Here is a 12,940-nt window from a genome sequence, read left to right as displayed (position 1 = left end):
TCAGCTGCGGGCAGCCTTCTCGGCGAGCGTCTGCCCGCCGCTCAGCCACCGGTCCGTGGCGACCTCGTTCACGATCACGCGGATGCTCGGCTCCGGTGCGCCGATCGACTCGTGCGCCGCGGTGTGCAGCGCGGCCATGAGCTTGCGGATGTCCGCCTCGGAACGACCCTCGGCGATGTTTACGGTGATGAGCGGCATGTCGTTTCTCCTTGCGAGGTCGGGTGGATCAGTTCAGCTGCATGACGACGGCCTTGGGCTCGGTGAAGAACTCGCGGCTGAAGTTGCCGCCTTCTCGCCCGACACCCGAATCGCCCGCACCGCCGAACGGAGCGCGCAGGTCGCGGATGAAGAAGCAGTTCACCCACACTGTGCCGACGCGGAGGCGGCCGGCGACCTTGTGGGCCGTCGACAGGTTCTCGGTGAACATCATCGCGTTCAGGCCGAAGGGCGACGCGTTCACGAGCCGCACCGCCTCGTCGACGGTGTCGAACGGGGTCATCGACACGATGGGACCGAAGATCTCTTCGCGAAGGTGCGGGGCTTCTTCGGACAGACCCGAGATGACCGTGGGCGTGATGGTCCAGCCGTCGCCGAGCCGACCGGTGTCGATCGAACCGCCGGCCTGCTCGATGCTATCGAAGTAGCGACGCACCTTGGTGTAGTGCTCGTCCGACGACAGTGGACCGATCTGGGTGGAATCGTCCTTGGGGTCGCCCACGACCATCGCTTCGGCGGCGGCGACGAAACGCCGCTTGAACTCGGGCAGGATGCCGCGCTGCACGTACAGCCGCGAACCCGCCAGACACACCTGACCGGTGTTGGTGAACGCGGCATTGATCGACCACTCCACCGCGTTGTCGATGTCGGCGTCGTCGAACACGATGTTGGCGCCCTTACCGCCGAGCTCGAGGCTGACCGGCACGAGGTTCTTCGCCGCCGCAGCGGCGATGACGCGCCCCGTGTTGGACTCGCCCGTGAAGGTGATGCGGTCGATGAAGGGGCTCTCGGTCAGGGCCTGACCTGCGGAGTCCGGGCCGTAGCCATGCACGACGTTGAAGACGCCCGCCGGAATGCCGGCTTCGAGCGCGAGCCGCGCGAGGATCGTGGCCGACGCCGGGGAGTCCTCGGCGGGCTTGAGCACGACGGTGTTGCCCCACGCCAGGGCGGGGGCGACCTTCCAGCTCTCGAGCATCATGGGGAAGTTCCACGGCGCGATCGCCGCGACGACGCCCGCCGGGTCGTAGCTGGAGTACAGGTGGTGGCGATCGTCGCGCGGATACACGTCACCGGTGGCGAGCGCGGCGTGATCGGCGAAGAAGCGGAAGTTGGCGGCCGTCCGGGGCACGTCGTTGCCGAGCGCCTGCGCGTAGGGCTTGCCCATGTCGCGCGTGTCGGCGAGGGCGAGCTCTGCGCCGTTCTCGATGATGAGATCCGCGAACCGGTGGATCAGCGAGCGTCGCTCTTCGTGCGTCATGCGCGGCCAGGGACCCTCGTCGAACGCGTGCCGGGCTGCGGCCACCGCGCGGTCGACATCGGGAGCGCCGCCGAATGCCACTTCGGCCCACGGCTTCTGGTCATAGGGATCGATGCTCTGGAACTGGTGGCCGAGTGTCGACTCGACCTCGTGGCCATCGATGATGTGGCCATAACGCTCTGTCATGGGATTCCTTCTCTATCGTGCGGACTCTATCGTGCGGAAAAGTGTGTCCGGGGCGGCGCGGTGCCGCCCCGGACACACGTCGTTGTCAGGGCTGGAAGACGACGCCCGAGAGGTCGACGGCTGCGGGAAGCAGATCGTATTCGACCATCAGCTCGTTCCAGATCTCGAGCCCTTCGGCCGTCGGATAGCCCTCGACCCACGCGGGAAGGTTCATCGCCTCCACGACCTCGGGCTTCTGGTTGAACGGTGCGGCCAGGAGGATCTCCCGCGCCAGTTCGGGGTCGGCCGCGATGTCGGCGTTGCCCTTGGCCAGCGCCCGCGCGAAGGCCGCAGCCGTGTTCGGGTTCTGCTCGACGAACGACGCGAGCATGGCGACTCCAGAAACGGGGATGTCGGCGGTTGGGCCGGTGTAACTGGGCGCGACCTTCACCAGACCGGCATCGTCGCCGCCTGTCGCGAACGGCTCGACGAGCCAGATCGCATCGACGTTGCCCTGCGTGACCGCGCCGATCATGTCGGGGAAGGGGAGCTCGGTGAACGTGACCGTCGTCGTATCGACGCCCTCGGCGTCCAGCACCGCACGGATCGTCAGCTCGCCCGTGTTCTTCAGGCTGTTGACGGCGATGGTCTTGCCTTCGAGGTCGGCGGGCTCGGTGATGTCGGAGTCCGGAGCGGAGTAGATTCCCGCCGTTCCTTCGGTACCCGAGACGCCGAGGCCCACGAAGCGCAGCGGCGCGGCGTTCTCGTTCGCGAGGAACCACGACGGCCACGTCGCGAAGGACGCCTGGAGGTCGCCCGCGAGCAGCGCAGGCCCGAGGGCTCCGCCGCTCGCCGCGGGCTGGACTGTGACGGTGAGGCCTTCTTCTTCGAAGTAACCCTCGTTGACGGCCTGGAAGATCCCCGCGTGATCGACGACGGGGACGATGCCCACGGTGAGCTCGGTCACCTCGGGGGCGCCACCACCGGCGCTCGGCTCGGTCGTGGCGGCGGGTTCGGTCGACGATCCGCAGGCGCTCAACGTGAGCGCGAGCGCCGCGACGGCGCCCAGGATCGCGAAGCGTGACCGGATTGTGGTGCCTTTCATTGATTCTCCTCTTGCTGTGCCGTCACGATGACGGAGTTCGGGTGGTGAGGTGGTGTCTGTGGACGCTCACGCCGGATGCGTCGCCATTCCCCCATGGACGGCGAGCGCGCTGCCGGTGGTGAATCGCGAGCGTCGCGAGGCCAGGAAGACGATGGAATCGGCGATCTCTCGCGCGTCACCGGGACGCCCGAGCGGGATGCGACGGATGTTTCGGATGTGGTGATCCACGGCTGCCTCGCGTGACATGCCGTAGCCGTTCGCGATCGCGTCGACGAACCCGCCGGGGGCGTCCCACAGCTCGGTGCGGGTGGGGCCGGGACTGACCACGACTGCGCGGATGCCGCCAGGCCCGAGTTCCTGTGCGATGGCATTCGTGTACGCGACCAGCGCGGCCTTCGACGCCGCATAGTCCACCATCGCCGGCTCGGGTGCTCTGGCGGACGTGGATGCGATGTTCACGACCACACCGATGTCGTCGGCGAGCATCGGCGCGAGGGCCGATACGAGACGCACCGGGGCCAGCAGATTGGCCGCGAGAGTGTGCGCCCACCCGGCCTCGTCCACGCCCACGGCGGACGCGCGCGTGGGGGCGACCCCCGCGCAGTTGACGAGGACGTCGAACTCGCCCCATCGCTCCGCCACCGCCGCCGCAACCGCCGCAGGCGCCTCATCCACGACGAGATCCACCACTAACGCGGCGAACTCGGCGTCGGCGCCCAGCTCGGAGGCATCGCGAGGCAGAGTGCGGTCGACGCCGATGACGTCGGCACCCTCCTCGATGAACGCGCGAACGGTCTGCCAACCGATCCCGCTGGAGGAGCCGGTGACGACCACACGCGCGCCGTGCAGGCCGAGATCCATGCCTGCGCCCTACTCGCCGACGAGCGTCTTGAGGGCGTCGTCCGACATCCCGCCCGGCGCCGCATTGCGGATGAGTCGAGCCACTTCCCCCCGCAGATGGATGAACGCCGGGTCCTCTTTGGTGGAGATCTGGTCGCGTGGACGAGCCAGATCGATCTCGAAGATGGTCTGCACGACCGTCGGCGGCTTGGAGAGCACGACCACCCGATCGGCCAGGTACACGGACTCGTCGATGTCGTGCGTGACGAACAGGATCGTCATGTTGAAGTGGTCGCGCACCTCCAGCACGAGGTCTTCGAGCTCTTCGCGCGTCTGCGCGTCGATCGAGGCGAACGGCTCGTCCATGAGCAGGATCTTCGGCCGGTAGGCGAGCGCGCGGGCGATCGCGACGCGCTGCTGCATTCCGCCCGACAGCTGCGTCGGGTACCGGTTCTCGAAGCCCTCGAGACCGACGGCACCCAGTGCCTCGGCGACGCGCGTCGACACTTCCTCGGCGGGCAGGCGCAGGCGCCGCAGGGGGAACCGGACGTTGTCTTGCACCGTGAGCCACGGAAAGAGCGAGCCGCGGTAGTCCTGGAACACCATCGCCAGCCCGTCGGGAACGCCCGTGATCGGGGCGCCGTCCAAGTCGAGCTGGCCCCCGGTCGGGGCCATGAGTCCCGCCATGGCGCGCAGGAGCGTCGTCTTGCCGCATCCGGACGGGCCGACGATGGAGACGAGTTCGCCCTGCGCGACATCGAACGTGATGTCTTTGAGCGCGAGATGCCGCGTGCTGCCGGAACCGTACGTGTGCGTCAGCGCTTCCACGTCGAGAACGGGGGCGGTATCGACCGCAGAGGTCATGAGGTCTCCTTTCCACCGAGACGCTGCCACGTGAGGATGCGGCGCTCGACGTACGTAAGAATGAGGTTCAGGACGTAACCGATGAGGCCCAGCAGCGCGATCGCCGCCCACATGTCGAGCGTGAGGAACGTCCGCTGGGCTTGGATGAGCTGGAAGCCGATGCCGTTGGTCGTCGCCATCATCTCCGAGATCACCATGAGGATGATCGCGAGTCCGAGACTGGTGCGAACGCCCGCGAGGATCTTGGGAGCGGCCGCCGGCAGGATGATGCCGAAAAGACGATCCATCCATCGGATGCGGAACACCGACGAGGACTCGAAGGTCAGCGGCGGGATGGACCGCACGCCCTCGATCGTGTTGAGAAGGATCGGCCACACCGTGCCGAAGGCGATGAGCATGACGCGCATGGTGTCACTCACTCCGAACAGCAGCAGGAAGACGGGAAAGAGCGTGGGCGGCGGGATCGCGCGGAAGAACTGCAGGATCCAGTCGGTGTATCCCTCGAATCGTCGAGAGAGTCCGAGTGCCATGCCCAGGACGATCCCGAACACCACGGCGAGCCCGAAGCCCGCACCCATGCGCAACAGGCTGGGGATCACGTCCGACGTGAGGCCCGGGGGCACGGGCTGTTCCAGGCTCGGAAGCCACAGCTCGGCCATGCGCTGCAGGATCTTCAGCGGCGGCGGCCAGTACGTCGACGGCCAGACGGTGGCGACGATCTGCCAGAGTACGAGAAGTGCCAGGAGCACACCGAGGCTCAGCGAGAGCGACTTCGCGCCGGCGCGACGTTCGGCCCTGCGTGCGGCGCGATCGCGAGCCTTCTCGGCCGTCGAGTCATCGCGCATCGTGGCGGGGCTGTTCTGCCCATCGATGATCGTCATGAGTTGGATGCCTCCCGCCAGCGGAACGTCCGCCGTTCGATGAACTGGAGCACCACGTTGACCAGCACTCCGATCACGCCCGCGATGATCGTGGCTGCCAGGACGACGGCGGTGTCACCGCCCGCGGCCGAGATGCGCATGATGAACGAGCCGATACCCGTCGGCGTGCCTGCGAGCAACTCCGCGCTGATGGTCACGATGAGCGCGATCGAAGCCGAGATGCGCACGCCGGTGAACGCGAAGGGCGCCGCCGCCGGGAGCAGGACGCGGCCGATCAGCTCACCGGGGGAGGTGCGGAACGTGCGTGCCGTCTCTTTGGTCACCGGTTCGATGTCACGCACGCCGTACAGCGTGTTGAACAGGATCGGCCAGATCGAGGCGTAGACGACCAGCGCCACCTTCATCTCGGTGCTCAGCCCGAGGACGAGGACCGCAAGAGGAATGAGTGCGACCGAAGGAATCGGGCGAAGCATCTCGATCACGCCGCGGGAGCCCTCGTAGAGGAGCCGGAACGACCCCAGGAGCAATCCGGCGGGCACCCCGACCAGCACCGCGATGGCCAGACCGATCGCCCACGCCTGCATCGTGGAACCGATGTCGACGAGGAACGCGGGGTCTACGAGAAGGACCGGGATCTGCGCGAGGACCTCCGAGACGGGAGGGAGCACGGTCGTGGGGATCACTCCGGTACGCGAGAGGATCTCCATCACCAGGATGAGGACGACGACGCCCGTGATGCCTTGAACCGGTCGCGAGTCGAAGAACCTCTTCTTCGCGGCATCCGGAACCGTCGTGATCGACACCGTGCTCATGCGTCACCTCCGTGAACGCTCACGGTGACGCTGCCGAGCGTCGTGAACTCCACGGTGACGCTGTCACCCGGTGCGATCGGGACGGCATCCGTGAGGCCTCCGGTGAGCACGATCGATCCCGCAGGAATCGAAATGCCCCGCGCGCCGAGCGCGTTGGCGGCGAGCGAAAGAGCAGCTGCGGGATGCCCCTGCACGGCGGCACCCGTAGCGGAGTCCACGACCTGCCCGTTGACACGGAGCACGCAGGCTTCGTTCGCCAGATCGAGCCCCGCCACACCCACTGCGGTGCCGCCGACCGCGAAGTAGCTGCTCGACGCGTTGTCTGCGATCACGTCGGCGAGCGAGAACTTGAAGTCGCGGTAGCGGCTGTCGATGACCTCGAGCCCGGCGTGCACCGATGCCACGGCACGAAGCGCGGTCTCGGGAGTCACTCCCGGCCCGGTGAGGTCGGAGCCGAGGACGAACACGATCTCGGGCTCGACGCGCGGGTGGATGAGCCTGTCGTACGGGATCGGCACACCGGGGTCGAGGTGCATCGCGTCGGTGACCACGGCGGTCAGCGGAGACGAAATCCCCATGCGCTGCTGCTTCGCGCGCGAGGTGAGACCGAGCTTGACGCCGATGATCCGCTCGCCGCCGGCGACCTTGCGCTCGATGAGCGCGTGCTGCGCGCGGTAGGCGTCCTCGGGGGTGAAGTGCGGGAACTCCTCCGCGAAAGAGACGACGTCGGTGCGGTCGGTCTCGGCTGCCAGCAGACGGTCGACGATCTGATCGAAAGCCACGGTCTAGCCCTCCTCCGTGAATCGTGCGGTGACGGTGCCGAGCGGGCCGAAGTCCGCGGTGACCGAATCGCCGGCCGCCACCGGGACGGCGGCGCAGATCGAACCGGGCAGGACGACGGCGCCTTCGTCGAGCTGCGTGCCGAGGTCGCCGAGCCGATTCGCGAGCCAGACCAGAGCGTTCAGCGGCGAGCCGAGGACGGCGCCTCCCGCTCCGGTTCCGACGACGACGCCGTTCTTGGTGAGCGTGCAGCCGGCGGTCACGAGGTTGAGCTCATCGAGCCGCATCGGGCGGCTACCGAGCACCACGCCGCCGCTGGAGGCGTTGTCGGCGATCGTGTCGACCAGGCCGATCTTCCAGTCGGCGATGCGCGAGTCGATGATCTCGATCGACCCGAGCACGCAGTCGACCGCCCTGATGGCGTCGGCGATCGTGATGCCCGGCCCGGCCAGGGGGCGCGAGAGCACGAATGCGAACTCGGGCTCGACGCGCGGGGCGATGAACCGGCCTGCCGGGATCGGCGCCGAGTCGAGGAAGAACATGTCGTCGAACAGGTGCCCGTAGTCGGGCTGATCCACACCGAGCTGGCGCTGCATCGCGAGTGCGGTCAGACCCACCTTGTGCCCGCGGATCCGGCGGCCCTCCGCCTGCCAGGCGGCGACCTGAGCCAGCTGGATCGCGTAGGCGTCGTCGACCGTGAGGCCGGGCGTCGTGGCGCTCAGCGGCTCGATCGGCGCGCCTGTGGTGTAGGCGCCGGACAGCGCCGTCACGAGTGCGTTAATCGGCTGGTTGGACAATGTGACCTCGTCGTCTTTCGGACTTGCTGGTTTGACTATTAGGCGCCCGACGAACGACACTGGCAACGTGGATTCCACTGAATGGAACGCCGGCGCCATAACCCCTTCGAAGGACATGCCGGACTCGATGATCGGCCGCGTGAGCATGGTGCTCGACTGCTTCAGCGACGGCACGCCCGCCATCACCCTCGGCGAGATCTCGCGCCTCACCGGGCTCGCCAAATCGACGGCATCCCGCATCACCAACGAACTCGTCGACTACGGCTGGCTCGAACGCCACGGCTCGTCGCTCTCGCTCGGCATCCGCATCTTCGAGCTCGGACAGCAAGCCGCCCGGCCGCGGAGCCTGCGGCTGCTCGCGCTGCCCCGAATGGCGGAGCTGCGGCGCGCGACCGGCAACACGGTGCACCTCGCGGTGCTCGAGGAGACGACCGTGGTGTACATCGAGATCCTGCACTCGTCCACCTCGCCGCGTCTTCCGTCCCGGGTGGGAGGCCGGCTGCCGGCATTCGCCACCGGTGTCGGCAAGGCCCTGCTCGCCTTCTCTCCGCCCGAGGTGCTCGACCAGGTGGAGGCGCGCGGTCTCTGGAAGATCGGGCCCAACACGATCACGGATGCAGCCCGGCTGCGGCAGGACCTCGCCGAGATCCACGGCAAGGGCTACGCGACCGAGATCGAGGAGTCCGGGCCGGGAATCTCGTGCGTGGCGGCACCGATCATCGGCAGCGGGCGAAGCAGCCCGGTCGCCGCGATCTCGGTCTCGGGCTGGAGCGAGCGACTCGACGTCGACCGTTCGATCCCGATGGTGCGCGGCATGGCCACGGCCCTCAGCGACGAGGTGCGACGCCTTCCGCAACTCGGTTCCGCTGATTGACATCCGTCTCGGCGGTTCCGGCGTTTCCGGTTACCCTAGCCCGGACGATGGAGGCGTATGAACGACGATCTGACCACACAGCTGCGCACGGCCGCCTCGGCCGTGGCCGCGGCCGGCTTGAGCGACGCATTCGGACACGTGTCCGTCCGCGCGGGGGAACGCTCCCTGCTGATCACTCCACCGGTGCCCCTCGGCCGGGCCGGCGAAGCCCCGCCGGTCAGGGTGGACGTCGCGAGCGACGAGCTGCCCGCGGGCGTGCCGCTGGAGGGATGGATGCACCTTGCGCTGGCCGCCGCGCGGCCCGAGGTCGGATCGATCGTGCGCGCACAGCCACGTGCGGTCGCAGCATTCAGCGCCCTGGGCATCGCACTGCCCGTCCTCGGCGGCCACGGCGCGATGCTGCACGGCGTGCACATCCATGAGAGCTCGCGCCTGGTGCGCGACCGCGCCACGGCAGACGCGCTGGCCGAGGCCGCGGGCGCTTCTGGCGCGATCATCCTCCGCGGCAATGGGGCGGTCACCGTGGGAACGGATGCGGCACAGGCGGTCGCACGGATGTGGGTGCTCGAACGCAGCGCGCGCCTCGCGCTCGATGCGCTGGCCGCCGGAACCCCCCGGCCGCTGCCGCAGGACGAGATCGACTGGTGGGCCGAGCGGGCCGACGAGCTCCTTCCCCGGATCTACCGGTATCTCACCGACTGATCCGAGGAGGCGCTCGGCGCCGAAGGTCAGGCGCGGGAGGCGTCCAGCGCGATGTCTTCGATCATGTCCTCCTGCCCGCCGATGAGCTTCCGCTCGCCGACGGTCACGAGCAGATCGCGCGCGTCGAGGCCGTACTGCGCGCCGACGCGCTCGGCGTGACGCAGGAAGCTCGAGTACACGCCGGCGTAGCCGAGCGTGAGGGTCTCGCGGTCGACCTGCACCGGACGGTCGTGCAGCGGGCGCACGAGGTCGTCCGCCGCGTCCTGCAGTGCGAAGACGTCGGCCGCGACATCCCACCCCGTCAGCTTCGCGACGGCGACGAACGGCTCGATCGGCGTGTTGCCCGCGCCGGCGCCGTGACCGGCGAGCGAGGCGTCCACCCGGGTCGCGCCGGCTTCGACAGCGATCACGGAGTTCGCCACCGCGAGCGACAGGTTCTGGTGGGCATGGATCCCGATCTGGGTCTTCGGGTCCAGCACGTCCCGGTAGGCACGGACGCGCTCGCGCACGCCGTCCATGGTGAGCCGGCCCGCCGAGTCGGTGACGTAGACGCAGTCCGCGCCGTAGGACTCCATCAGCTTGGCCTGTGCCGCCAGGCCGGCCGGATCGTTCAGGTGCGACATCATGAGAAAGCCCGAGACGTCCATGCCCCACGACTTGGCGGTCTCGATGTGTTGCTGCGAGACATCCGCTTCGGTGCAGTGCGTGGCGACCCGCACCGACCGGATCCCGAGGTCGTACGCGCGGCGGAGGTCGGAGATCGTGCCGATGCCAGGAAGGAGCAACGTGGTGAGGACCGCCTTCTCGACGGCGGCCGCGACCGCCTCGATCCACTCCCAGTTGGTGTTCGAGCCGGCACCGTACGTCAGGCTGGATCCGGCCAGCCCGTCGCCGTGGGCGACTTCGATCGCGTCGACGCCCGCCGCGTCGAGAGCCCGGGCGATCTCAGCCGCCTTGGCAGGCTCGATGCGATGCGAGATCGCGTGCATCCCGTCGCGCAGGGTGACGTCCTGCAGGTAGATCTTCGTCATGCGACGACCGCCTTCCGCGTGGAGACCATCCGCTCGGCGGTACGCACCGCGGCGGAGGTCATGATGTCGAGGTTTCCGGCGTACGCCGGAAGATACATGGCAGCGCCTTCGACCTCGAGGAAGACCGAGATCTTCGTGTACGCGCCGGTGCGCTGAGCTTCGGGCACGAGCAGATCGACTGTGGAGTCCTGGTCGCTGAACTGCACGACCTGCTTCAGGCGGTAGCCCGGAACGTACTCGGCCACGGCCGCAACCCGGGCCTCGACCGCGGCTTCGACCTCGCCACGCTCCTGGTCGCTCAGGCGGTCGGTGATGAGGAGCACGGTGTCGCGCATGATCATCGGCGGCTCCGCCGGGTTGAGGATGATGATGGCTTTGCCTCGTGCAGCGCCGCCGACCTGCTCGATCGCGGCCGAGGTGGTCTCGGTGAACTCGTCGATGTTCGCACGCGTGCCCGGTCCGGCCGACTTCGACGCGATCGAGGCGACGATCTCGGCGTAGTGGACCGGGACGACCGAGCTGACCGCGCTCACGATCGGGATCGTCGCCTGGCCGCCGCACGTGACCATGTTCACGTTCGTCGCATCCAGGTGCTCGTCGAGGTTGGCCACGGGCACCACGTACGGACCGATGGCGGCCGGGGTCAGGTCCACCATGAGCTTGCCGTACGGCTCGAGCGCCGCGGCGTTGCGCCGGTGCGCGCCTGCGCTGGTGGCGTCGAAGACGATCTCGATCTCGTCGAACCCTGGCAGACCGATGAGGCCTTCCACACCTTGAGCGGTCGTGGGGATGCCGAGCCGTGCGGCCCGCGCCAGCCCGTCCGAGTCGGGATCGATGCCGACCATCGCCCCCATCTCGAGGACCTCGCTCAGGCGCATCACCTTGAACATGAGATCCGTGCCGATGTTCCCCGATCCGATGATCGCGACCTTCGTCTTCGCCATGCGTTTCCCTCTCGCGCTCGACGTGCGTTTGGGATGACTGTAACGACGGCTTTCAAGCGACTGGCTACGGGATTCCATTCAATGGAACGGATCCGGAGAGATCCGCGGCATCATCGCCACCGTTGTCTCCGAAGGCGGTGTCGCTGATCCATCCAGCGGGAGAACACCGTTCAATACGCCCCATTTCTCCTCGAAGCGATCCAGCCATTCCAGGGCATCACGGGCCCACGACATCTCGTTCTCGGCACGGGCGATGTCGCCGCGATAGGCGAGTTCGCGAACGGCCAGGGTCAGTTCGCCGTGCGCCTCGGTGGGTCGGCTGGCGATCCGGTGCTCGATACGCCGATGGCGGCGGCCGTCGACTTCGTCGAGGAAGGCGCGCATGGCGTCGCGGCGCTGCCGGTAGTGCTCGTGGTGCCGTTCGAAATGGACGCGCAGTGCCTTGAGGTCTCCGGTGTCTCCGAAGATGAGCTTGATCCGCTCGACGTCGCGATTGGCCGGGTACGACGGCGGCCCGCCCGCCCAGGAGTCGACCGCGCGGCGGCCCTCCTCGGTGATCGAGTAGATGCGCTTCTCCAGTCGTTCGCCGACGACGGTCGGAGCCGACTCGACGAGACCGCGCTCTTCGAGGTCTCTCAGCTTCGGGTAGATCTGACTGTGCGGTGCCGACCAGAACCAGTTGACGCCGAAATCCATCGCGCGCACGAGATCGTACCCCGACCCCGGCCCGGTGCTCAGCCAGCCGAGAATGACGTGCTCGAGAGACATGCTCGGATCCTAGGGCAGCCGCGCGGCGCGGCTCAGCACTGCCATGCGCCGGTCACGAAGTCCACGAGCGCGCGGTTGAACACGTTCGCGCGCTCGATCATCGACCAGTGCCCGCAGCCGTTGAGCACCAGCGCATCGGCGGTCGGGATCTGCCCGGCGAGCTCCCACGTGCGTTCGGCGGGGATCACCACATCCTGCTTGCCGTGGACGAGCAGCACCGGCAACGCCAGCCGCGCCAACTGCTCGGGGCGCAGCGGCAGGTCATGGCGATCCCGTTCGCGCGCCGCCATGACCCGGGCGAGCCGGCCGGTGCTCACCTCGTACTCGGCGATCTGCTGCCTGGCCGCGATCATGTCGTCCTCGAGCATCGACGGGTCGGTGACGAACTTGCCGAAGGCGTTCCTGAGGCCTTCGGTCGAGATGTCGGGATCGAGGTGCTGCGCGATCGCGGCGGTCTTGACGATCGCACCACCGGTGCCCATCGACACGATCCCCCGCAGCCGGTCGGGATGGTCGAGTGCGAGTTGCAGCGCGATCCAGCCTCCGAGCGAGTTGCCCGCGAACCAGGCCTGCTCGATCCCTAGGGCGTCGAGCAGGCGGAGCGCGTGCTCCCCCCACTCCCGGATGCCGAAAGCGGCGGTGTCGGGCTGCACGGTGGCTCCCCACCCGATCAGATCGGGGGCGATCGCCCGCACCCGACCGCTCACCGCGGGAAGGGTCCGCCACCAGTTGGCTGCGGCGGAGACCCCGGTGCCGGATCCGTGCAGGAAGACGACGGGCAGCCCCTCCCCCGCCTCGTGGTAGTGCGTCGTCTCACCCGGCGCGGTCTCGATCCATCGGTCCTCGAGGCCGAAGAATGCGGGCGTGCGGTATTCGGTCGTTCCCAGGGTCGGCATCGTGACC

Annotated in this window: 15 protein-coding genes; 2 read left to right on the top strand and 13 right to left on the bottom strand. The window is 68.2% G+C overall.

What is annotated here, in order from left to right; all coding sequences use genetic code 11:
• The 9 genes from ACTICP_RS04100 to ACTICP_RS04060 all read right to left on the bottom strand — a co-directional run bounded on the left by ACTICP_RS04100 (nt 1) and on the right by ACTICP_RS04060 (nt 7,718).
• Nucleotides 1-198 carry a tautomerase family protein gene (locus tag ACTICP_RS04100; RefSeq protein ID WP_441889772.1) on the bottom strand — a complete coding sequence of 66 codons (198 nt, stop codon included), beginning with the start codon at nt 196-198 and terminating at the stop codon, nt 1-3.
• Between the two features lie 28 nt (nt 199-226).
• Nucleotides 227-1,660 carry an aldehyde dehydrogenase gene (locus ACTICP_RS04095; protein ID WP_441889770.1) on the bottom strand — a complete coding sequence of 478 codons (1,434 nt, stop codon included), beginning with the start codon at nt 1,658-1,660 and terminating at the stop codon, nt 227-229.
• A gap of 85 nt (nt 1,661-1,745) precedes the next feature.
• Entirely contained in the window at nt 1,746-2,744 is a 999-nt protein-coding gene (locus ACTICP_RS04090) for an ABC transporter substrate-binding protein (RefSeq protein ID WP_441889768.1), read from the bottom strand.
• A 66-nt stretch (nt 2,745-2,810) separates the two neighbouring features.
• Nucleotides 2,811-3,605 (bottom strand): SDR family NAD(P)-dependent oxidoreductase, encoded by a 795-nt coding sequence (locus tag ACTICP_RS04085; RefSeq protein WP_441889766.1) that lies wholly within the window; start codon nt 3,603-3,605, stop codon nt 2,811-2,813.
• Between the two features lie 9 nt (nt 3,606-3,614).
• Nucleotides 3,615-4,448 carry an ABC transporter ATP-binding protein gene (locus ACTICP_RS04080; RefSeq protein ID WP_441889764.1) on the bottom strand — a complete coding sequence of 278 codons (834 nt, stop codon included), beginning with the start codon at nt 4,446-4,448 and terminating at the stop codon, nt 3,615-3,617.
• The gene (locus ACTICP_RS04075) at nt 4,445-5,329 is read right to left on the bottom strand and encodes an ABC transporter permease (protein ID WP_441889762.1); all 885 of its coding nucleotides are present in this window, start codon (nt 5,327-5,329) and stop codon (nt 4,445-4,447) included. Before ACTICP_RS04075 ends, ACTICP_RS04080 begins: the two co-directional genes overlap by 4 nt.
• Nucleotides 5,326-6,141, bottom strand: a complete 816-nt coding sequence (locus ACTICP_RS04070) for an ABC transporter permease (protein WP_441889760.1) — start codon at nt 6,139-6,141, stop codon at nt 5,326-5,328. Before ACTICP_RS04070 ends, ACTICP_RS04075 begins: the two co-directional genes overlap by 4 nt.
• Nucleotides 6,138-6,923 carry a 2-keto-4-pentenoate hydratase gene (locus ACTICP_RS04065; RefSeq protein ID WP_441889758.1) on the bottom strand — a complete coding sequence of 262 codons (786 nt, stop codon included), beginning with the start codon at nt 6,921-6,923 and terminating at the stop codon, nt 6,138-6,140. Before ACTICP_RS04065 ends, ACTICP_RS04070 begins: the two co-directional genes overlap by 4 nt.
• Nucleotides 6,924-6,926: 3 nt before the next feature.
• Nucleotides 6,927-7,718 carry a 2-keto-4-pentenoate hydratase gene (locus ACTICP_RS04060; RefSeq protein ID WP_441889756.1) on the bottom strand — a complete coding sequence of 264 codons (792 nt, stop codon included), beginning with the start codon at nt 7,716-7,718 and terminating at the stop codon, nt 6,927-6,929.
• Between the two features lie 67 nt (nt 7,719-7,785).
• Between ACTICP_RS04060 and ACTICP_RS04055 the strand changes: the two genes are divergently transcribed.
• Together ACTICP_RS04055 and ACTICP_RS04050 are read left to right on the top strand one after the other, a co-directional pair.
• On the top strand, nt 7,786-8,592 hold the full coding sequence (locus ACTICP_RS04055) for an IclR family transcriptional regulator (RefSeq protein WP_441889754.1): 807 nt from the start codon (nt 7,786-7,788) through the stop codon (nt 8,590-8,592).
• 57 nt (nt 8,593-8,649) lie between these two features.
• Entirely contained in the window at nt 8,650-9,294 is a 645-nt protein-coding gene (locus tag ACTICP_RS04050; RefSeq protein ID WP_441889752.1) for a class II aldolase/adducin family protein, read from the top strand.
• Between the two features lie 26 nt (nt 9,295-9,320).
• On the opposite strand, the gene dmpG is transcribed toward ACTICP_RS04050, so the two are convergent.
• From dmpG to ACTICP_RS04030, 4 genes are all read right to left on the bottom strand, one after another.
• On the bottom strand, nt 9,321-10,325 hold the full coding sequence (gene dmpG / locus ACTICP_RS04045; RefSeq protein ID WP_441889750.1) for a 4-hydroxy-2-oxovalerate aldolase: 1,005 nt from the start codon (nt 10,323-10,325) through the stop codon (nt 9,321-9,323).
• Complete coding sequence (locus tag ACTICP_RS04040; protein WP_441889748.1) at nt 10,322-11,269, bottom strand: acetaldehyde dehydrogenase (acetylating); 948 nt, start codon at nt 11,267-11,269, stop codon at nt 10,322-10,324. The genes dmpG and ACTICP_RS04040 overlap by 4 nt, the downstream gene beginning before the upstream one ends.
• 78 nt (nt 11,270-11,347) lie before the next feature.
• On the bottom strand, nt 11,348-12,037 hold the full coding sequence (locus ACTICP_RS04035) for a PadR family transcriptional regulator (RefSeq protein ID WP_441889746.1): 690 nt from the start codon (nt 12,035-12,037) through the stop codon (nt 11,348-11,350).
• Nucleotides 12,038-12,069: 32 nt separating this feature from the next.
• Entirely contained in the window at nt 12,070-12,933 is an 864-nt protein-coding gene (locus ACTICP_RS04030) for an alpha/beta fold hydrolase (RefSeq protein WP_441889744.1), read from the bottom strand.
• Nucleotides 12,934-12,940: the final 7 nt, after the last annotated feature.

It is taken from the genome of Microbacterium sp., assembly GCF_052102115.1.
GTDB lineage: Bacteria > Actinomycetota > Actinomycetes > Actinomycetales > Microbacteriaceae > Microbacterium.
The sequence above is the reverse complement of the archived record's forward strand: the minus strand, read 5'-3'. Positions and strand labels throughout refer to the sequence as shown.